This is a genomic window from Robiginitalea biformata HTCC2501, from assembly GCF_000024125.1.
GTDB classification, from domain to species: domain Bacteria; phylum Bacteroidota; class Bacteroidia; order Flavobacteriales; family Flavobacteriaceae; genus Robiginitalea; species Robiginitalea biformata.
Genome location: NC_013222.1, coordinates 3223834 through 3243819 on the forward strand (window position 1 = coordinate 3223834; position 19986 = coordinate 3243819).

At 55.4% G+C, this 19986-nt stretch carries 17 protein-coding genes; 10 read left to right on the forward strand and 7 right to left on the reverse strand.

Annotation, left to right across the window (positions count from 1 at the left end; all coding sequences use genetic code 11):
* Positions 1-166: 166 nt before the first annotated feature.
* Positions 167-1174, reverse strand: coding sequence for a 3-oxoacyl-ACP synthase III family protein (locus RB2501_RS14300; RefSeq protein ID WP_015755576.1), 1008 nt, complete (start codon positions 1172-1174; stop codon positions 167-169).
* Between the two features lie 193 nt (positions 1175-1367).
* Between RB2501_RS14300 and RB2501_RS14305 the strand changes: the two genes are divergently transcribed.
* A complete protein-coding gene (locus tag RB2501_RS14305) occupies positions 1368-3803 on the forward strand; it encodes an alpha/beta hydrolase family protein (protein WP_015755577.1) in 2436 nt (811 codons plus the stop codon).
* A 50-nt stretch (positions 3804-3853) separates the two neighbouring features.
* On the opposite strand, the gene RB2501_RS14310 is transcribed toward RB2501_RS14305, so the two are convergent.
* Positions 3854-5164: an ABC1 kinase family protein gene (locus RB2501_RS14310; RefSeq protein WP_015755578.1), complete on the reverse strand. Its 1311-nt coding sequence runs from the start codon at positions 5162-5164 to the stop codon at positions 3854-3856.
* Positions 5165-5226: 62 nt separating this feature from the next.
* Positions 5227-5889 (reverse strand): TetR/AcrR family transcriptional regulator, encoded by a 663-nt coding sequence (locus RB2501_RS14315; RefSeq protein ID WP_041327303.1) that lies wholly within the window; start codon positions 5887-5889, stop codon positions 5227-5229.
* Between the two features lie 477 nt (positions 5890-6366).
* On the opposite strand from RB2501_RS14315, the gene htpG reads away from it, so the two are divergent.
* Both htpG and RB2501_RS14325 read left to right on the forward strand, forming a co-directional pair.
* A complete protein-coding gene (gene htpG, locus RB2501_RS14320) occupies positions 6367-8256 on the forward strand; it encodes a molecular chaperone HtpG (RefSeq protein WP_041327903.1) in 1890 nt (629 codons plus the stop codon).
* A gap of 16 nt (positions 8257-8272) precedes the next feature.
* Complete coding sequence (locus RB2501_RS14325; RefSeq protein ID WP_015755581.1) at positions 8273-8629, forward strand: DoxX family protein; 357 nt, start codon at positions 8273-8275, stop codon at positions 8627-8629.
* A 10-nt stretch (positions 8630-8639) separates the two neighbouring features.
* On the opposite strand, the gene RB2501_RS14330 is transcribed toward RB2501_RS14325, so the two are convergent.
* Together RB2501_RS14330 and RB2501_RS14335 are read right to left on the reverse strand one after the other, a co-directional pair.
* Complete coding sequence (locus tag RB2501_RS14330) at positions 8640-9038, reverse strand: hypothetical protein (RefSeq protein ID WP_015755582.1); 399 nt, start codon at positions 9036-9038, stop codon at positions 8640-8642.
* Complete coding sequence (locus RB2501_RS14335; RefSeq protein ID WP_015755583.1) at positions 9028-9612, reverse strand: RNA polymerase sigma factor; 585 nt, start codon at positions 9610-9612, stop codon at positions 9028-9030. The genes RB2501_RS14330 and RB2501_RS14335 overlap by 11 nt, the downstream gene beginning before the upstream one ends.
* Positions 9613-9735: 123 nt before the next feature.
* Here RB2501_RS14335 and RB2501_RS14340 point away from each other — a divergent pair, with 123 nt between their 5' ends.
* A complete protein-coding gene (locus RB2501_RS14340) occupies positions 9736-10086 on the forward strand; it encodes a DUF6249 domain-containing protein (RefSeq protein WP_015755584.1) in 351 nt (116 codons plus the stop codon).
* A gap of 116 nt (positions 10087-10202) precedes the next feature.
* The gene (locus tag RB2501_RS14345; RefSeq protein WP_041327905.1) at positions 10203-10844 is read left to right on the forward strand and encodes an MOSC domain-containing protein; all 642 of its coding nucleotides are present in this window, start codon (positions 10203-10205) and stop codon (positions 10842-10844) included.
* Between the two features lie 176 nt (positions 10845-11020).
* On the opposite strand, the gene RB2501_RS14350 is transcribed toward RB2501_RS14345, so the two are convergent.
* Complete coding sequence (locus RB2501_RS14350; RefSeq protein WP_015755586.1) at positions 11021-11389, reverse strand: hypothetical protein; 369 nt, start codon at positions 11387-11389, stop codon at positions 11021-11023.
* Between the two features lie 203 nt (positions 11390-11592).
* Here RB2501_RS14350 and RB2501_RS14355 point away from each other — a divergent pair, with 203 nt between their 5' ends.
* Positions 11593-12465: an AraC family transcriptional regulator gene (locus RB2501_RS14355; RefSeq protein ID WP_041327907.1), complete on the forward strand. Its 873-nt coding sequence runs from the start codon at positions 11593-11595 to the stop codon at positions 12463-12465.
* Positions 12462-13055: an alpha-ketoglutarate-dependent dioxygenase AlkB family protein gene (locus RB2501_RS14360; protein WP_015755588.1), complete on the forward strand. Its 594-nt coding sequence runs from the start codon at positions 12462-12464 to the stop codon at positions 13053-13055. The genes RB2501_RS14355 and RB2501_RS14360 overlap by 4 nt, the downstream gene beginning before the upstream one ends.
* Before the next feature lie 4 nt (positions 13056-13059).
* On the opposite strand, the gene RB2501_RS14365 is transcribed toward RB2501_RS14360, so the two are convergent.
* Complete coding sequence (locus tag RB2501_RS14365; protein ID WP_015755589.1) at positions 13060-13833, reverse strand: S1/P1 nuclease; 774 nt, start codon at positions 13831-13833, stop codon at positions 13060-13062.
* A gap of 93 nt (positions 13834-13926) precedes the next feature.
* On the opposite strand from RB2501_RS14365, the gene RB2501_RS14370 reads away from it, so the two are divergent.
* The 3 genes from RB2501_RS14370 (at position 13927) to RB2501_RS14380 (ending at position 19861) form a co-directional block, all read left to right on the forward strand.
* On the forward strand, positions 13927-16197 hold the full coding sequence (locus RB2501_RS14370; protein WP_238528077.1) for a transglycosylase domain-containing protein: 2271 nt from the start codon (positions 13927-13929) through the stop codon (positions 16195-16197).
* Between the two features lie 141 nt (positions 16198-16338).
* Complete coding sequence (locus tag RB2501_RS14375; RefSeq protein WP_041327304.1) at positions 16339-18537, forward strand: carbohydrate binding family 9 domain-containing protein; 2199 nt, start codon at positions 16339-16341, stop codon at positions 18535-18537.
* Positions 18538-18592: 55 nt separating this feature from the next.
* Positions 18593-19861 (forward strand): DUF819 family protein, encoded by a 1269-nt coding sequence (locus RB2501_RS14380; RefSeq protein ID WP_015755592.1) that lies wholly within the window; start codon positions 18593-18595, stop codon positions 19859-19861.
* Positions 19862-19986: the final 125 nt, after the last annotated feature.

A 19986-nucleotide genomic window follows, 5' to 3' on the forward strand; every position in this document is an offset into this window, starting at 1 on the left:
ATCATCAATCGTTTGATAAATAAAACGAACAGTCATTTGAGAATCGTCCAGGCTGTGGACCGGTAGTCTTATCGGCGGGCCCGAGGGGGAATTGGTTGGTTAACCTCCCTGGCTTGGCCGACCCGGACCCCGGCATCCGTGCCGGGGTTCTTTTTTTTGGCCTGGCCTACCACCTGATGATGACGCTCCCCCAGGTAAACCCGCTCCCGAATGCGGCCAGGACCACCAGGTCGCCCGCTTTAATTTTACCTTTTTCCCAGGCCTCGGTCAGTGCAATCGGGATACTTGCCGCCGTAGTGTTTCCGTAATGCATGATATTGTTGTAGACCTGGTCGTCGGAGAGGCCAAATTTCTGTTGGATAAACTGTGAAATCCTCAGGTTGGCCTGGTGGGGGATCAGCATGTCGATATCACCGGTATCCAGGCCGTTCGCCCGGAGGCCTTCGCGGATGACCTCGCTGAAGCGGACCACCGCATTCTTAAATACGAATTGCCCGTTCATGACCGGGTAGAAGGAGGTGTCTTCCGGGTCGGCATCCTCCAGGATGTCGGTCACCCAGCGCTGCCCCATCCCCGGGGCGGTTACCGCCAGTTCCTCGGCATGCTGCCCTTCGCTGTGCAAGTGGCTGGAGAGGATCCCCTTGCTGGTGTCGGTCTCCCGGCTGAGTACCGCCGCACCGGCGCCATCCCCGAAAATCACGGAAACGCCCCGGCCGCGGGTAGACATATCGAGCCCTTTTGAATGGAGTTCCGACCCGATTACCAGGATGTTCTCATACATCCCCGATCTGATGTACTGGTCGGCCACCGAGAGGGCATAGACAAAACCGGAACACTGGTTGCGGACGTCCAGGGCCCCTACGGTGGGCAATTCCAGGTCACGCTGGACCAGTACGCCCGGGCCCGGGAAATAATAGTCCGGGCTGAGGGTTGCAAATACGATAAAATCGATCTGATCCTTGTCGATCCCGGCCCGCTCGATGGCGATGCGTGCTGCCTTGACCCCCATGGTTGTGGTGGTATCCTCCCCGGGCACCACATGCCTTCGCTCCTGGATACCCGTGCGTTCGCGAATCCAGGCATCGCTGGTGTCCATCTTCTTTGACAGGTCGTCGTTGGTAACAACCCGTTCGGGTACATAAAACCCGAGGCCGGTAATTTTTGAATGATACATGGGATGTGGCGTTTAGTTTGGTTCCGGGACAGGCCGGGACAGTGGGTAAATGTACCGATTATTGTTTTTGTGTCCCAAAACAGCACATAAGTTTTGCATGCCGGGACCCGATTGGCGCCTTCTCCGGGAAGTTAGTATCTTCAGGGCGGAGCAGGCCTGCCCTGCCAATTGATTCACGCCAAAAGAACGATCTATGAGAACCCTGTTTGCCCTCTTCGCCTTCCTCTGCCTGATCCCGGTTTCCGGACAGGACCAGCTGGAATACCAGCAACCCCCCGAAGAAATTCTGGAACTGGCCACCGCCCCCCTGGCGCCGTACGTCTGGATGACCGACAACGGAAAATATATGCTGATGCTCTACCGCAGTGCCTACAAGAGCATCGAGGAATTGTCCCAGCCGGAAATGCGGCTGGCCGGGCTCCGGATCAACCCGAAGACAAACACGGGTAGCCGTACCACGTTTTACAACAACCTGGAACTCCAGGTCCCCGGGGAATCCGGTACCCGGCCAGTGACCGGCCTCCCCCCGGAGCCGCGCCTGGCCGACTTCAGCCTGTCTCCCGACGAGGAAAAACTGGCCCTAACCCATACCACGGCCACCGGGGTGGAGCTGTGGGTGGTGGAACTGGCCACTGCCACCGCCCGGCGCCTCACGGGGCCCCGGCTGAATGCCAACCTGCGGGACGTGGTCAATTGGTTCGGCGACAGCAAGGCGCTGCTCGTAAAGACGCTCCCCGCAGACCGGGAGGCGTTGGTGGACCGGAGCGAAGTGGTCCCCACGGGCCCTACCATTGCCACCAATGACGGGAAAAAAGCGCAGAACCGCACCTACCAGGACCTGATCAAGAACCCGGACGACGCCTTTAATTTTGAACAACTGGCCCGTTCGGGACTCACCCGGGTATCCCTGGACGGTACCTCATCGGAATGGATGGAACCGGGGATGTACAGGAATATCAGCTTTTCCCCGGACGGCAACTACGTGATGGTAACCACTGTGGAAAAACCGTTCTCCTACCTGGTCCCCTACTACCGCTTCCCCTCCCGGACCGCCATCTATACCAAAGGCGGCGCATTGGTAGAAACTGTTCTGGAGGTCCCGCTTATCGAGGACCTGCCCAAGGGTTTTATGGCGGAGCGCACCGGCATGCGCGACCTGAGCTGGCGAAGTGACCAGCCAGCCACCCTGGTCTATGCCGAAGCCCTGGACGGGGGCGACCCGGCCGTGGAAGTGCCATTCCGGGACCAGGTCTTTACCCTGGAGGCCCCGTTCAAGGGCCCGGGGAAGCCCCTGTTGAAGACCCGCAACCGGTACAGCGGCATCACGTGGGGTACGGACCAGGTAGCCATCGCCCGGGATTACTGGTGGAACAACCGGAATACCAAGACCTACCGCTTCAACCCTTCCGACCCGCACGAAACCCCCGTAGTCCTCTCCGACCGGAATTACCAGGATCGCTACAGCGACCCGGGCAACTTTGTAACCCGCCGAAACGAATGGAATCGCGAGGTCCTGGCCCTGGACCGACGGGGCCGTGCCTTCCTGCTCGGGGACGGATACTCCGAAGAAGGGCAATTCCCCTTCCTGGACCGCATGGACCTGGGCACGGCCGAAACCACCCGGTTATACGAGTCGCGCCTGGAGGGAAAAATGGAGACGCTTATCGATTACAAACCGGAGCAGGATGAATTGCTGGTCCAGATAGAGTCGCCCAGCGAGTATCCGAATTATTACAGCCGGAGCGCCCTGCGGCGCCGCGCCCCTCGGCAGCTCACCTACTTTGAAAACCCGTTTAAAAGCCTGCAGGAAGTCCATAAGGAAGTGATAACCTACCGGCGGGATGACGGGCTGGAACTCAGTGGGACGCTGTACCTTCCAGTGGGCTACAACCCGGATTCCGGCGAGAAAAAACCGATGATCCTCTGGGCCTACCCCCGGGAATTCAAAGACAAGAACAGCGCGTCGCAGAATACCCAGAACCCAAACGAATTTACCTACCCCTACTGGGGCTCCCCGATTTACTGGGTGGCCCGGGGTTATGTGGTACTGGACGATGCGGCGTTCCCGATTATCGGGGAAGGGGATGCCGAGCCCAACGACAGCTTCCGGCAGCAACTGGTGGCCAATGCCCGGGCGGCTATCGATGCCGTGGATGAGCGGGGGTATATCGACCGGGATCGCGTGGCAGTGGGCGGACACAGCTACGGGGCCTTTATGGTGGCCAACCTGCTCTCGCATTCGGACCTCTTTGCCGCCGGCATCGCGCGGAGCGGTGCCTACAACCGGACACTTACGCCCTTCGGGTTTCAGAGCGAGGAACGCAATTACTGGGAAGCCCCGGAGGTGTATTACACGATGTCCCCGTTTATGCACGCAGATAAAATGAAGACCCCCCTGCTCCTGATCCACGGGGAGGCGGATAATAATTCCGGGACCTACCCGATGCAAAGCGAGCGCTACTTCAATGCGCTGAAGGGCCTGGGGGCAACCGTGCGGTTGGTGATGTTGCCCAAGGAAAGCCACGGGTACCGGTCGCGGGAAAGTATCCTGCACCTGCTCTGGGAACAGGACCGCTGGCTGGAAAAATACCTGAAGCCGGAGTCGGGTTCTGCTGCCGGGAAGAATTAGCCAGGGCCGGGTTGCCATGGCCGGGTACTCCTGGTACACGGCCGGGTTGCTCAATCCAGGTACTCCTGGTAATTGTTGACCCGGACCCGTGCCTTCAGGTCGTGCAGTAAATTATACAGGCCGAAAAATGTGCGGTTGATATAGAGGAAATGCCGGGATCCCCGGTTCGCATTCATCTTGCGGATTTGGGTATCCTGGGAATACCGCTGGCTCAGGTCGGCGATCTGCCCCCAGAATTCCGTGGATGAAAAGTCGAACACCTCCTCGTTGAAGGGGCTCGTAAACAATTCGAGCATCTCCCGGAACAGCGCCTTAAAGTAAGTGAGTTCCTCCGGGCTGTCGGAAGGGGTCAGGATCTCGAGTTCCTGTAATTTCGCCGTAAGGATCGCATCATTTTCAATATTCTCCCGCTCGGCAAGTTCAAAATAGGGATTGTAGAAACTTTCCGGGATTTCCTTGATACAGCCAAAATCGATGGCAATCAGGCTGCCGTCCTCCCCCACCAGAAAATTGCCCGGGTGCGGATCGGCATGTACTTTACGAAGGCCGTGGATCTGGAACATATAAAAGTCCCACAGGGCCTGGCCCAGCCGGTCGCCGGTTTCCGACGGGAAGGATTTCTTGGTGAAATCGCCCAGGTGCTCCCCAACCATCCAGTCCATGGTGAGGATGCGCCGGGAAGACCACTGCGGATAATACTCGGGAAAGCGCAACCCGGGCAGGTGGCTGCAGGCATTCGTAATGCTCCGACTCTGTTCGAGCTCCAGGAGATAATCCGTTTCCTCGAGCAACTTGTCCTCCACCTCGCGAAAATACTTGTCCGAATCCTTCCCGCTCAGGTTGAACATGCGCATGGCGATGGGTTTCACCAGGGCCAGGTCGCTGCTGATACTCTCCGACACCCCCGGGTACTGGATCTTGACGGCGAGGGCCTTGCCGTCTTTGGAAGCCCGGTGGACCTGGCCAATACTTGCGGCGTTTACGGATTCCGGTTCAAACCGGTCATAGAGCTCCTCCGGGTACGCCCCGAAATACGTGCGGAATGTTTTCCGCACCAGGGGGGCCGAAAGCGGGGGTACTGAAAACTGGGCCAGGGAAAATCGCTCCACGTAGGCGCGCGGCAACAGGTTCTTCTCCATACTCAACATCTGCGCAACCTTCAGGGCACTGCCCTTCAGACTTTTAAGCCCGTCGTAGACGTCCCGCGCATTGTCCTCGTCCAACTGGCTCCGGTCTGTTGAAGGCTTTACGAGTTTTTTTCCGTAGTACTTCATGTAGTTACCGCCGAGTTTGACCCCGGTCTGCACGAGCTTGCCGGCGCGTTCCATCTTGGTTACGGGAATGTGGTCGAGTGATTTCATCTGTGGTATCGGGATCTATTGGATTAACTCATGGGAAAATAGGAAACGGAGCTGGACGCCGATCAGGTCATGTGTTCCTTATAGAGGAATTTGCCGAAGTCCACTACCCGCTCCAGGGGGGTATTGTCGAAAATATCGAAGATGGTATTGACGGATTTTTCAATGGCCACATCGGTTTTTTCAAAGCCGGGCGAGTCGTCCTTCATCCAGAAACGGAGCAGGAAAAGCATCTGCACCCACGCCCCTTCCGAAAACAGTCCCGGCTGATGGCGGGTAACTTTGGTTTGCTTTTCCTCATTAGCCGCCTCGATCAGGCTTTTGGCATAACCCCGTACCTTTTTTCTCAAATCCCCCAACTGGGCCAGTTGGCGCGACGGTTGGGAATCGGAACCCAGAGCAAACAACACGTACGACCTGTTGAGCCCGAGCAATTCAAAAAACGTGTAGAAGAAACTCAGGATTTTTTCCCGGTTGGTATACCCGTTGTAATTTTTGTCCTTCTCAATCCGCTCAATGGTCTGGTCGAAGAATTTCGTCCATACCTGACGCCTGACCGCATCGAGGGAACCAAATTCCCCGTAAAACTGCTCTTCCCCGATTCCCAGTTCTTTACAGAATTTATATACCGAAGTGGGAAAGTGCTCCGTCTCCAGGACGGCGGTCATGTAGGCTGAAAAAATTTGTTGGCGGAGGGTTGGTGGATTCTTCTTTTTAGAAGCGCTCATGTCGTTAACTTTTGTTTATACAATTTTGTTTTTAAAAAACACTAATACTGTTAATGGAACGGTAAATCCACCGTTAATATGCGAATTTCACCCAGTGGCCTGCCAGCCTGTTTGCAGTTACCCGCCAGCCCAACAGCAATGGCCCGCGATCCCATCCATTGGGTTCGATCTACCCATTCTACAGGGGCAGACAGCAGGATTGCAATAAAAACAAAAGCGCGCCCCCACAATGGGAAGCGCGCTTTTCAAACAACCTAACCAATTAATAAACAAACTGATTACTGAGTCAAAATGCTTCTTCATAGCAAGTTTGAAAGCAATCGTTACAAATATACTTATGTTTATTAATTATCATTATTTATTCAACATAAATATTTGTTAAATATGCGGTGACAGGAAGTTGCCCATACGTGTCAGTTTGTCACCCGCGGCGGCATTGGTATTTTTTTTGACATGTACCAGGCAAAAACTGATACCATGGCAACAGGCAAGATCAATGTTTCCGTAGACAACATTTTTCCGCTCATCAAGAAATTCCTTTACAGCGATCACGAAATCTTCCTCCGCGAGTTGATTTCGAACGCGACGGATGCCACCCTGAAACTCAAGCACCTCACTTCCATCGGGGAGGCCGAAGTGGAATACGGCAACCCGCTTATTGAGGTAAAAATCGACAAAGAAGGCAAGAAACTGCACATCATCGACCAGGGGATCGGGATGAGCGAGGAAGAAGTGAAAAAATACATTAACGAGGTGGCCTTCTCAGGGGCCGAGGAATTCCTGGACAAATACAAAGATGCCGGGAAGGATGCGGGGATCATCGGCCACTTTGGCCTGGGCTTCTATTCCTCTTTTATGGTTGCCAAAAAAGTGGAGATCCTCACCAAAAGCTTCCGGGAAGACACCCCGGCTGTCCATTGGACGTGTGAAGGAAACCCGGAATTCACTATAAAGGAAGCCGAGAAATCCGACAGGGGTACCGAAATCATCCTGCACCTTGCGGAGGATTCCCTGGAATTCCTGGAGGAAGGCCGCATCCGCGAGCTGCTTACCAAATACAATAAGTTCATGCCTATCCCGATTAAATTCGGGACGCGTACGGAGACCCTCCCAAAGCCCGAAGGGGCTAAGGAGGACGATCCGGCACCCACCCGGGAGGTAGACAATATCATCAACAACCCGAACCCGGCGTGGACGCAGAAACCCACGGACCTGGAGGAGAAGGATTACAAGTCCTTTTACCGGGAGCTCTATCCGATGCAGTTTGAAGAGCCCCTCTTCCACATCCACCTGAATGTGGATTACCCCTTCAACCTGACCGGCATCCTGTACTTCCCGAAACTCACCGGGGACATCAACCTGCAGAAAGACCGGATCCAGCTTTACCAAAACCAGGTTTTTGTCACGGATAATGTCGAGGGAATCGTTCCGGAATTTTTGACCATGCTGCGCGGAGTTATCGATTCCCCGGATATCCCGCTGAACGTCTCCCGTTCCTACCTGCAGGCCGACGGAGCTGTTAAGAAAATTTCCTCCTATATTTCCCGGAAGGTCGCCGACAAACTCACCGCACTCTTCAAGGACGACCGGGAAGCCTACCAGGAAAAGTGGAACGACATCAAGATCGTCATTGAATACGGCATGCTGTCGGACGAGAAATTCTTTGAGAAGGCGGATGCTTTTGCGCTCTACCCCACCGTAGACGGGGAATACTTCACCTTTGAGGAACTCATCGACAAAATTGAGGCCCAGCAGACCGACAAAGACGGCAAGCGGGTTCTGTTGTACGCTTCCGACAGGGAGGCACAGCACGCCTACATCGATACGGCAAGGGCAAAGGGATACCAGGTATTGCTGCTGGACAGCCCGATTGTCCCCCACCTGATGCAGAAACTCGAAACAACCAAGGAAAATCTGTCATTTGCCCGGGTAGACGCCGACCATATCGACAAATTGATCCGGAAGGAAGAAGATGCGGTGTCCAAGTTGTCGGAGGACGAGCAGGAAACCCTCAAGGGCCAGCTGGAAAAGGCCCTGGGCGAAAAAAGCTCCTACACGGTCCAACTGGAGGCCATGGACAGCGACCAGGCTCCGTTTGTGATCACCGAGCCCGAGTTCATGCGTCGGATGAAGGAAATGCAACAGACCGGGGGCGGGATGCTCGGAATGGGGAACATGCCGGAGCTCTACAACCTGGTGGTCAATACAAACCACCCGCTCGTCGGCGAGATCCTCAACACGAAAACCGATAAGAAGCGCAGCCGGCTGATTGCCCAATCCCTGGACCTGGCCCGGCTGTCCAAGGGACTGCTCAAAGGGGAGGAGCTCACGGCCTTTATACGCCGTAGCTACGACATGGTGAAATAGGTCGTATCTTTCGGCCATGGCGTATACCTGGCACTACTATTTGATGGCCGGCATGTACCTGTTTGCCGGCCTGGCCCATTGGATCTTTCCCAGGGTATACGGCAAAATCCTGCCCCCCTGGATCCCGTGGAAGCGTTTTACGGTCTGGGCCAGCGGGCTGCTGGAGGTCCTGCTGGGGATTGCGCTGTTCTTTCCCGTATTCAAAGACTGGGCACTTTACGGCATCATCGGGATGCTGTTCCTGTTCCTTCCGGTACACGTTCATATGCTGCAAGATCCCCGGGCAGCGGGCGGATTGCCGCGTTGGCTGCTCTGGCTGCGCCTGCCGCTACAGGCGGGTTTGATGGCGTGGGCCTATGCCTATCTGGGCTGAGAATCCGGCCTCAGTTATACAGGCGGTTTTCGAAGTAGCGCTTTATCCAGGCCAGCTGGCAGCACGCAAAAACCAGGAGGAAAATGGCTCCGTAGACATAGGTCACCGGCACATCCGGGAATTGCATGGCCGGCAGTTGCAGGGCGGCCGTCCGGTCTGCAAGGGTCTCCAGAAGCCGCGGGCGGACCAGTTCCCCCGGCGGCACGCTTACCCCCAGGACCACCAGTACGAGGGCGGCAGCGGCTATGCCCAGCCAGGCGCGCCTGCCGATCAGGGGGCTCGTCGGAGGGAGTACCTTTTCCGCGCGGACGCGGTCCATCACGGAACCCGTGAATCCTTCCGGGGCCCGCTCCATAGCAGACTCCCTGAGGATCTTCCTGTAATACGCATCTTGTTTTTTATCGTCCATATTCCCTGAGTATTTGGTAACCGGCCGAAGCCGAAATCAAGTCGCGCAGCCTTTCTCTGGCCCGAAACAACCGGACCTTCACCGTCCCGGCGCGGATTCCCGTTATGGCTGCTATTTCCCGAAGGGATTGTTCCTGCAGGTAAAACAAACTGATGAGCAACCGGTCGTCTTCGGGCAATTCCTCCAGGGCCATGAGGATCAGGTCCCGTCGTTCCCCTTCCATTAGTTGCGACCAGGTATCTTCCAGATCGCAAAGCGGCCTGCCTTCCGGCAACTCATCCGTCCGGTAGGACCTGTGCCGTTTTTCCCGTGCCGCAACATCCAGGATGCGATGATAGGCGATGGTGTACAGCCAGGTTGAGAAACGGGCCGATCCCCGGTAACCGGACAACGACTGGTACGCCTTGACAAAAATATCCTGGGCGGTTTCCTCGGCCACCTCCCTGTCCCGGAGCATCCGTACGGCCAGGGTAAAGACCATTTGGCTGTAGCGGTCTACGAGAACTTCATAAGCGCGGTCCTCCCCGTCCAGTACCCGGGCAATCAAATCCCTGTCAGCAAGTTGTTGGTTCATCTACCCCGTTTGACGCCCGGAAGGCCCTCCGGGTTACAGAATTTTCGATATATCTGTAACCTGCCGGCAACCGGACCCGTCCTATGGGGTGTATATCAATCAAAAATCTAAAATTCATATCACATGGGAGGAGAAATTATCGTATTTGTCTGTTTGTTTTCAGTTGTATTCGGGATTGCCTATCTCTACTTTTCCACGCGGAACAAGGAGCGGATGGCACTGATCGAAAAAGGTGCGGATGCCAGTATTTTTGTCAAGGGCAAACTGCATGCGCAACCCATCTGGAAAACCCTTATCCTGAACCTGGCCCTGTTGTTAATGGGTATCGGTGCCGGGGTAATGATTGGCGGGATTTTGGCCCAAATGGGAGGTGTGGATGACGACATCGCCATGCCGGGTTCCATCTTCCTTCTGGCGGGAACCGGTCTGCTGATCGGTTTTTTTATCACCAAGAAAATGGACGAAAAGGATTGAGGCCGGACAAATATCCGGCACATGCCATACATCAGGCCGCCCGCTTTCGGGCGGCCTTTTTTTTGGGCGCGGTCTGGCCCGTTTCGGCGAATACCCGGAAATGGCTAAATTGGTATATGGAAATTATCAGTACGAATACGGGGAAGCCCACAACCTTCCGATGGAAGGGAAAGGATGTAGTTACCGGGATTTATAAATCGCCCCAGCCGGATGGCATCTACCTGGACCGGGAGGGCGTACGCAACGACTATATCGGAAACCCGAAAGTCCACGGGGGATCCTACAAAGCATTTTACATGTTCGCCGCCAGCGAATACCCCTACTGGCAACGGCAATTTCATCGACCCGAATGGGGGTATGGGCTGTTCGGGGAAAACCTCAGCGTAGACGGACTGGACGAATCCGCATTGCGCATGGGTGCCGTATACCGCCTCGGGGAAGCCGTCATCCGCATCACCACCCCGAGGGAACCCTGTTACAAGCTGGGCGTGCGATTCGGGGACCAGGGAATCATCGACCGGTTTATTAAAAGGGGACGCCCGGGGGCTTACGGCCAGGTCATCGAACCCGGGCGGGTCCGGCCCGGGGACCGGATGTCCCTGCAGGAAGCCCGGGGAGAAAGCCCGGATATCGCCTCGTTCTTCAAAATGATTTATGCGGGTGAAAAAGATCCTCAAATCCTGGCAGGGGCACTGGATACGGATATCCTCCCCGAAAAAATGCGAAAACAACTCCGGCGTTGGCAGCGCCTGGGTTAACGGGACCCGATGGGTAATGGCTGCTGCCGGAAATGTCGGGTAGCAGAAACAGGTGGGCCATAAAAAGCCTGGGGCTCGTATGGCATTGCCCAGGATTAAGGCGCAGCCCACAAACAGAAAGAGGGAACACAAGTGCTCCCTCTTCCCGGAATTAAACAAACTAAACTAAACATCCATTACCTGACAACTTTCAGGGATTCTGAATACGTTCTATCTCCTGCCTTTACCTCGACTTCTACTTTGTAGGTGCCGGCTTCGGCGGTTTCAAAGTTGAAGGCCTTTTCGACCACCGGGGAGTCCTTGAAACGCTCAATGTAGAGCAGGCGACCTTCCTGGTCAAAGACTTTAACCACTACGGTGTTTCCTTCGAGGTTGAGGTAATTGAGATATACTTTTTCGCCCTGCTTCCGCATATACGGGTCGGCGTCGGCGATTTTTTCGAGTTTACCGGCCACCGGCTTTACGGGATTAACCGATGCCGTGGCTACTGTTGTGCCGGCCAGCATTACGAAGGCGGCTGCGATGTTGATCCAATTTTTTTTCATAACTGGTTGTTTTTTGAATTACACAAGGCAAATCTACGGTGGAAGGCGTGCCCACACTACTACGTGATTATCCAGTTTATGTGCTATATTGACCCGGTTTTGTGTTAATTAATTGTAAAATGATAATATTGCACATGTTTTGGGTAATTTTGCATAGTCCAAGGGGAAATTCCCTACGTATCTTAGGTATAGATTAAATGGATATGCTGAAACTCAAACCAGCTTTTGAAGCGATCGAGCCCGACTTCGGGCAGTCGTTTACCTACCAGAAGTTCGATGCGCTGAAACCGAACAAGAACCTGGTCTGGCATTACCACCCGGAAATTGAACTAGTCTATGTAAACGGGGGAAACGGAAAGCGGCAGATTGGCAGCCATGTATCCTATTACACCCAGGGCGACCTGATCCTGATAGGGTCCAACCTCCCGCATTGCGGGTTTACCGATGCCTGCACGGGTAATACCAGCGAATCGGTGGTTCAGATGAAAACCGACTTTTTGGGCTCCGATTTTTTTTCTATCCCGGAAATGCGGAACATCCGGCAGCTTTTTGAGAAAGCCAAAGGGGGCATTGCCTTTACGGGGAGCGCGAAAAAGAAAATCGGCGAGAAGATTGAAATCCTGGAATACAAATCCGATTTCCAGCGGTTGCTGGCCATCCTGAATATCCTCAATGAGTTGGGCAGCACCTCGGAATACCAGATCCTCAATGCGGAACACCTTTCGGTGGAAACCCAGAGCAAGGAAAACGAACGGATCAATTCCATCTTCAATTTTGTGAAGGAGAATTACCGGGAACCCATATCACTGGAAGAGATGGCCGACCTCACCCACATGACCGTCCCCTCTTTCTGCCGCTATTTCAAAAAGGTGACCAACAAGACCTTTGTGCAATTTGTCAATGAATACCGGATGGTGCACGCCTCCAACCTGCTCTCCGAAAATGAAATGTCGATTACCGAAATCTGTTTTGAAAGCGGTTTCAACAATTTTTCACATTTCAACAAGTCGTTTAAGGCCTTTACCGGCATGAGTCCCTCGGAATACCGGAACCAGCTCAAATCGGTCATGCGATGAACCCCTCCCGGGAAGACCTGGAAAACCTGCCGGACGCTACCCTGAGGTACCAACCGGGCTTCCTGCTCCCAAAAGAAGCCGAATCCCTGTTTGGCGAGATTAAAAGCCAAACCCCCTGGCGGCAGGATACCATCCGGCTCTTTGGGAAAACCTTCCAACAACCCCGCCTCACGGCCCTGTACGGTAAAAACGGACAGGCCTATACCTATAGCGGTATCCTGATGGAGCCCCTGCCGTTTACGCCCCTGCTGGAGGATTTGCTCCATCGGGTTTCTATTGCGGCCGGGGAAAAATTCACGACCTGCCTGCTGAACCTGTACCGGGATGGTTCGGACAGCAACGGCTGGCACGCGGACGACGAACCCGAACTGGGGAACAACCCGGTAATCGCCTCGCTCTCCCTGGGTGCATCCCGTAAATTTCATCTGAAGCACCGGCGCATTAAATCCCAGCGCGTCCGAATGAACCTGGAGTCCGGCAGCCTGCTCCTGATGGCCGGCACCACGCAGCACCACTGGTTGCACCAGGTACCCAAGACCAAACGCCCGGTTGGCCCCCGTATTAACCTCACATTCCGCAGGCTGGGGTAACCCATTAACCGTATATATCATTCAGGACGGCTGCCAGGCGCAAACCGCCCAGGAGCAGTTGGCGCTCCACGCTATCCCACCAGAGGTAGCGATAGCGGTAATAGAGTTTTTCCCCGTTTTCGACGGATGCGTAAACCCGGTTGGCCAGGGACTGGGATTGTCCGGCCCACTCCAGGACCGATCCGGACTGGATAACCCGGATTTCCCTGCGCGTCGCTGGCGGGAGGGTTTCGGCCAGCTCCGTGTAGCTCATCCCGTAATCCTCGATCATATCGGAATCCCAGAGCCGGTGCAGGTTTGTCCCTTTGTCAAAATACTGGAGTTGGATGTCGTTGCCTCCCCGGTCTTCCGGCCGGCCCACATGCATGGGCTGGTGCAGGTCGCCAACCAGGTGCACGAGCAGCTTCAGGTAAAATACCTGCTGGTCCCTGGGGCTGGCAGGGTCCTTCAAAACCCGGATGCAGTGTTCAATTCCCTGAAGGATGTCCCCATCCGGATTGGGGGTGATTTCCCCATAGGGCGTCTCAGGAGGGAGGTTTACGTAATGCCAGGGGCTGAAGGAGCGATAGGTGGTATCCGATTTAATATCGTCCCCGAAGGTGGATACCTTGGCCAGGCTTTCGCCCTCCAACAGCCTGGATACCGCCTTGCGGGCCCGGCGGGAAAGGTGCGCCTCGGCTACCTCCCCGATAGCCCGGTGGCCGGTCCGGCCCCAATCGGGCAGGTCGGCGGCGGTTAAGAGGGGAAACAGGCACAGGAACAGGATGGTCTTTTTCATATGGAATCGTAATAGGTTCAAAAGTAGGAATTCGGGAATTAAGGAATTGTTAATTTGAAGGCCCAATCCCAGGGATTGTCTGAAATTCGTACCGTGAAAAAGTTGATACGCGCATTCCGATCCGTCCGCCCGCCCTGGTTCCGATACCTGCTGGCAAGCCTGCTGACGGGGGTCGTGCTGATGGCCCTTTTCATCGGTTCGGTCTACGCGGGCCTGTGGGGGCGGCTGCCCGGGAAATCCGAATTGCGCGACATCCGACACGACCGGGCTTCCGAAGTGTATGCGGCCGACAGTTCCTTAATCGGGAAATACTACCTGGCCGACCGCCAGCCCATTGCCGTGGATGATATTCCCGATTGTGTTCTGGAAGCCCTGGTCGCCATTGAAGATGAGCGGTTCTACCGGCATTCCGGCATCGATTACCCCAGCCTGCTGCGCGTATTTTTTAAAACGCTGCTGATGGGGGATAGCGGCGCAGGCGGGGGAAGCACCCTGAGCCAACAGTTGGCCAAAAACCTCTATCCGCGGTCCGGGGGCGGCGGCCCGGGCCTGGTTGTGGATAAGCTGAAGGAAATGTTTACCGCCCGCCGACTTGAACGCATATACAGCAAAAAGGAAATCCTCGGCCTTTACCTCAACACCGTTTCTTTTGGCGATAACAGTTTCGGGATCGAAAGCGCCTCCCAAAAGTTTTTTGGCGTCCCCGCGGAAGAACTCCGGACCGAGGAAGCCGCCACCCTGATCGGCATGCTCAAGGCAACCCATTCCTACAACCCGCGGCTATTCCCGGAACGGAGCCTGGAGCGAAGAAACCTCGTTTTGGATGCCATGGCCCGCAATGAGTACCTGGAACGCGAAAGGGCGGACAGCCTGCAGGCCCTGCCCCTGGAACTCGATTACAACCCGTATTCCGCAAACGAGGGCATGGCTCCCTATTTCAGGGAAACCGTGAGGCGGGAAGTGGCCAATTGGCTGAAGGATCGTCCCGGGGCGGACTCCGCCCTGAACCTCTACACCTCCGGCCTGCGGATCTATACGACACTGAATCCGGGGATGCAGCGATTGGCCGAGTCTAGCATGCGGGAGCATATGCAATCCCTGCAAGCCGATTTTGAGGAGGCCTACGGAAATCGCGCGCCCTGGAAAAACAATCGCAAATTCATCGACCGGTATATCCGCCAATCGCCTCCCTACAGGAAACTGGCATCTTCCGGTTTGGGACACGAAGATATACTGGATTCCCTCGGGCAAAAGCGACCCATGGTTCTGGCCGATTGGGGTGGTGAAACTGAAACCGAGGCAAGTACCCTGGACAGCCTGATGCATTATGCCCGATTTCTAAATACCGGTTCCCTGGCCATCGACTCCCGGAGCGGGGCCGTCCTGAGTTGGATCGGGGGGATCAATTTCAAATATTTCAAGTACGACCATATCTCACAGAGCCGCCGGCAGGTGGGATCCACATTTAAGCCCATAGTGTATACAGCCGCCCTGGAATCCGGGATCGACCCCTGCCAGCACTTTTCGGCCCGGGAGGTCCGCTATGAAAACCTGGAAGACTGGACGCCGTCCAATTCCGGGGACAAGGACGAAGCCTACCTGAATTATTCCATGCAGGCGGCATTGCAAAATTCCGTGAATACCGTAGCGGTAAAAGTCCTCGAGCAAACCGGTATCCCCCAGGTGGTTGCCCAGGCCCGGGCCATGGGAATCGACGCACCCCTCCCCGAGAAACCCTCACTGGCCCTGGGTACGGGATCCATCGGCATCCCGGAATTGGCCGGGGCGTATGCGAGTTTTGTAAACCAATCCAGGCCGGTTACCCCTTACCTGATTGAGCGGATCACGGACCGGGAGGGCAATGTACTCTATCGGCACGAGCCCGAAAAAGACCTGCAGCCGGCCTATTCGGAGCGCACCCGGCAGCTGATGCTGGAAATGCTCCAGGCCGTCGTGGATGGAGGAACAGCTTCCAGAATCCGAAGCACATATGGCCTCCGCGGGGATATTGCGGGAAAAACGGGGACCACCCAAAACAACAAGGATGCCTGGTTTGCAGCCATTACCCCCCGCATGGTACATGTGAGCTGGGTGGGGTTGGAGTCGCATGAAATCGGATTCCCCAATACGCGCATCGGGCAGGGAGCCAATGCAGCCCTCCCTTTGTTTGCGCAATGGTACGGAGAACTCGCACGCGACCCGGATTTGCGCGAATGGACCACGCAACGGTTCGGGGACCCCTCCTCGGAAGTAGCCGGGTTGCTGGATTGCGAGCCGGTTAAACGTGACGGGTTCTTCAAACGCCTATTCACCAACCCGGACAAGGCGAAAACCCGAAAATTCAAGGATAATAACGGCAATTAGAGGGGCGCGTTTACCCGCAATCCCAATACCTGAGTGTGGCTCCCCGGATTCCTTAAGGAAAATATAATATAGTGTTAATGCCACACCATTTCCCTGCAATCCTTTTTAAATTAGCCCGCAACTGACCGATAACCGACAACCATGCGAATACTTTGCCTGTTGGCAAGCCTCTTTTATTTTTTGGGAGCTGTTTCACAGGACCACACCCAGAAATCCTTTACCGTAAAATACATCACGGAAACGATCGTCCCGGACGGAATTCTGGACGAACCTATTTGGGAGGAAGCGGAAAGTGCGGCCAATTTTTGGGAATATTTCCCCGTAGACAGCATCCAGGCGCGCAAACAGTCGGAGATCAAGATGTTGTACGACGAAACGAACCTGTATATAGGTATCACCGTTTATACCGAAGGGAAGAATTATGCCATCCAATCCCTTAAAAGGGATTTTCGAGCCGGCAATTCCGACAATATCACGCTGCTTTTCGACACCTTCAACGACGGGAACAATGCGTTTCTTTTCGGCACGAATCCCTACGGTGTCCGCAGGGAGGGCCTCGTCTCGGGCGGGGGCCTGGACCTGAGCGGATTTACCATTTCCTGGGATGTCAAGTGGCGGGGTGAATCCCGGATCTATGAGGATTACTACACCTCCGAGCTCGTCATCCCCCTGACTTCCTTTAAATTCCGGGAGGGTGAAAATCGATGGCGTTTCAACAGCTATCGGTTTGACACCCAGTCCAACGAAAGCAGTACCTGGGTCCGGATCCCCCAAAACCAGAATATCTTCGGGTTGACTTTTATGGGGGATATGATCTTTGAGAAACCGCTCGGTCGTTCCCGTACACCCCTGGCCCTGATCCCCTATGTGAATACGAGTTGGTCGAATGACCGGGAGAACAGTATCGAGGACACTTCCTTTAAGGTGGGCGGTGACGCCAAGGTATCTGTCGGGAACAGCATGAACCTGGATATAACCTTAAACCCGGACTTTTCCCAGGTGGAGGTGGATGACCAGGTAACCAACCTGACGCGCTTTGAGGTGTCCCTGCCTGAAAAGCGCCAGTTTTTCATCGACAACAACGACTTGTTTGCCAGTTTCGGAGATTCCCGGGATGCAAACCCCTTCTTCTCGCGCCGTATCGGGATTGCCCAGGATACCGCCGGCAATACGATTGAGAATTCCATCATTGCCGGGGCCCGGCTCAGCGGAAAACTCACCAACGACCTGCGCCTGGGCTTCTTCAGCATCCAAACCGAGGAAGATGCGGGGAACGAGATTGCGGGAAACAACAACAGCATGCTGGCCCTGCAGCACCTGGTTTTTTCGCGTTCCAATATCGGCATGTTCTTCATCAACCGGCAGAGCACGGGGGACCCGGATTTCCTAGCTGAAGAAAATCGCTATAACCGCGTTGCCGGCATCGATTACAACCTGATTTCTGCCGACAATGTTTGGAGCGGGCAGTACTACCTGCATAAATCCTTCAGCCCGGGGGTTGAGGGCAGGGATTGGTCGGCCGGGGCAAGTATGCGTTACAATTCCCGGAATTACAGCGGATCTACCAAATGGGTTTACATAGGCGAAAACTTCGATTCCGACCTGGGATTTGTGCGCCGCACGGACATCGTCAAGGGGCTGGCCAGTTTTAACCGGGCCTTCTGGCCGGAGGACAGTTTTATCAACACACACAGTTTTGGAGTGACCCCGGTATTTATCTGGCGCCCCACCCAGGACTACCAGAATACGGATTACAGCATCTTCTCCCAGTGGGAAGCCCGATTCCGGAACCGGGAGCGGCTGCAGCTCCAATGGTCCAACCGCTATACCTATTTGTTCGACTCCTTTGACCCGACGGGTTCCGAGGACGGTCTGGAACTACCGGCGGATACCGAGTACCACTACAACAGTTTCCAGGTGGAATACCAATCGGACGCCCGCCGGATCCTGGCCTACGGGGTGGAGACCACTGTCGGCGACTTTTACAATGGAGAGCGCTTTTCCGTGGAAGGGAACCTGGCGCTGCGCATCCAGCCCAAGGCATTTATCTCCATGCAGTTGAATTACGACAAAATCACATTGCCCGACCCCTACCCCAGTGCGGATATCTGGCTGATTGCCCCGCGGTTTGAACTGACTTTTTCCAAGTCCCTGTTTTTATCCACCCTGGTGCAATACAGCAACCAACGCGACAATTTCGGCGTAAATGCCCGGCTGCAATGGCGCTTTGCACCCCTTTCCGACCTGTTCCTGGTATACACGGACAACTATTACGTAGACCGGTTCAGCCCCCGGTTCCGGTCGGTCAACCTGAAGTTTACCTACTGGTTGAATATCTGAAAGCGCGCTCTGGGGAAATTCGATTATCTTTTGGCCCAAACCGAAATAACCGACCATGGAGGAACCCCTGATTACTGACGACACCATCGTTTTTGGACTGCTGGCACTGTGCCTCGGCTTCGTATTCTATACCTCCGGACGCCAACAGGGTTTCTGGAAGAAGTTTTACAATTTCATCCCCGGGATCCTGTTGTGCTACCTGCTACCCGCGGTTTTTTCCAGCCTTGGGATCATCTCCGGCGACCACTCCCGCCTGTATTTTATGGCGAGCCGGTACCTGTTGCCGGCAGCCCTGGTCCTGATGACCCTGAGTATCGACCTCAAGGCGATTCGAAACCTGGGGCTCAAAGCGTTGATCATGTTCCTGACCGGGACCGTTGGGATTGTCGTCGGTGGCCCGCTGGCCATCCTGATCGTTTCTGCCGTTTCACCGGAAACGGTTGGCGGCGCGGGGTTTGACGCTGTCTGGCGGGGCCTGGCGACCATCGCCGGAAGCTGGATCGGGGGCGGGGCTAACCAGGCAGCCATGCTCGAGATATTCCAGTTCAACCCGGACCGGTTTGGGGAAATGGTCCTGGTGGATATTTTAGGTGCCAACCTGTGGATGGCCATCCTCCTGCTGGGCGTTGGCAAAAACCGCAGGATCGACCGGTGGCTCCGGGCAGATGCCTCCTCTATAGAGACCCTGAAAGTCAAAGTCACCGAATTCGCCGAACGCATCACCCGCGTACCCAGCCTGAACGATTACATGATCCTCCTGTTTATGGCCTTTACGGCCGTGGGCCTCGCCCACTGGGCCGGGGGCTATATAAGCCAGGCCCTGAGCGAAGGCTGGGAATGGGTCAGCGACCCGACGAGTTTCCTCTCCTTCCTGGGCGGGGAGTTTTTCTGGATGATTGTCCTGGCTACCGTCATCGGGATAGGGCTTTCTTTTACCCCTGCCAAAAACTACGAAGGGGCGGGTGCCAGTAAGATCGGCGGGGTTTTTATCTATATCCTCGTAGCGACCATCGGAATGCAGATGGACCTGAGCCGGATCCTGGAAAACCCGGGATTGCTGTTATTGGGCCTCATCTGGATCGGATTTCACGCCGGCCTGCTGATCCTGGTAGCCAAATTGATCCGGGCGCCATTCTTTTTCCTGGCCGTAGGCAGTCAGGCCAATGTGGGCGGTGCCGCTTCGGCACCTGTCGTCGCTGCCGAATTCCACCCCTCCCTGAGTTCTGTAGGGGTGTTGCTGGCCGTTCTCGGATACGTAGTCGGCACCGGCGGCGCCCTGCTTTGCGCCTACCTGATGGAAGTGGCTGCTCCGGTTACCGGTTGAATTTCCTCTGTACCCGGGTTTCCGCAATTTCGTCAGAACTGCCTCCCCGGCTGATGGCAGACCGCCAGGCCCGAATCCTGAGCCGCCGGCCCGAATCCTGTCTGCACTACCTGCATCCGCTTCCG

Coding starts and splice junctions, on each gene's coding strand:
- RB2501_RS14310 (WP_015755578.1), bottom strand. CDS start 5,164: ATGAAATCACTCGACCACATTCCCGTAACCAAGATGGAACGCGCCGGC.
- RB2501_RS14360 (WP_015755588.1), top strand. CDS start 12,462: ATGAACCCCTCCCGGGAAGACCTGGAAAACCTGCCGGACGCTACCCTG.
- RB2501_RS14365 (WP_015755589.1), bottom strand. CDS start 13,833: ATGAAAAAGACCATCCTGTTCCTGTGCCTGTTTCCCCTCTTAACCGCC.
- RB2501_RS14330 (WP_015755582.1), bottom strand. CDS start 9,038: ATGGACGATAAAAAACAAGATGCGTATTACAGGAAGATCCTCAGGGAG.
- RB2501_RS14305 (WP_015755577.1), top strand. CDS start 1,368: ATGAGAACCCTGTTTGCCCTCTTCGCCTTCCTCTGCCTGATCCCGGTT.
- htpG (WP_041327903.1), top strand. CDS start 6,367: ATGGCAACAGGCAAGATCAATGTTTCCGTAGACAACATTTTTCCGCTC.
- RB2501_RS14355 (WP_041327907.1), top strand. CDS start 11,593: ATGCTGAAACTCAAACCAGCTTTTGAAGCGATCGAGCCCGACTTCGGG.
- RB2501_RS14380 (WP_015755592.1), top strand. CDS start 18,593: ATGGAGGAACCCCTGATTACTGACGACACCATCGTTTTTGGACTGCTG.
- RB2501_RS14315 (WP_041327303.1), bottom strand. CDS start 5,889: ATGAGCGCTTCTAAAAAGAAGAATCCACCAACCCTCCGCCAACAAATT.
- RB2501_RS14350 (WP_015755586.1), bottom strand. CDS start 11,389: ATGAAAAAAAATTGGATCAACATCGCAGCCGCCTTCGTAATGCTGGCC.
- RB2501_RS14335 (WP_015755583.1), bottom strand. CDS start 9,612: ATGAACCAACAACTTGCTGACAGGGATTTGATTGCCCGGGTACTGGAC.
- RB2501_RS14325 (WP_015755581.1), top strand. CDS start 8,273: ATGGCGTATACCTGGCACTACTATTTGATGGCCGGCATGTACCTGTTT.
- RB2501_RS14375 (WP_041327304.1), top strand. CDS start 16,339: ATGCGAATACTTTGCCTGTTGGCAAGCCTCTTTTATTTTTTGGGAGCT.
- RB2501_RS14340 (WP_015755584.1), top strand. CDS start 9,736: ATGGGAGGAGAAATTATCGTATTTGTCTGTTTGTTTTCAGTTGTATTC.
- RB2501_RS14345 (WP_041327905.1), top strand. CDS start 10,203: ATGGAAATTATCAGTACGAATACGGGGAAGCCCACAACCTTCCGATGG.
- RB2501_RS14300 (WP_015755576.1), bottom strand. CDS start 1,174: ATGTATCATTCAAAAATTACCGGCCTCGGGTTTTATGTACCCGAACGG.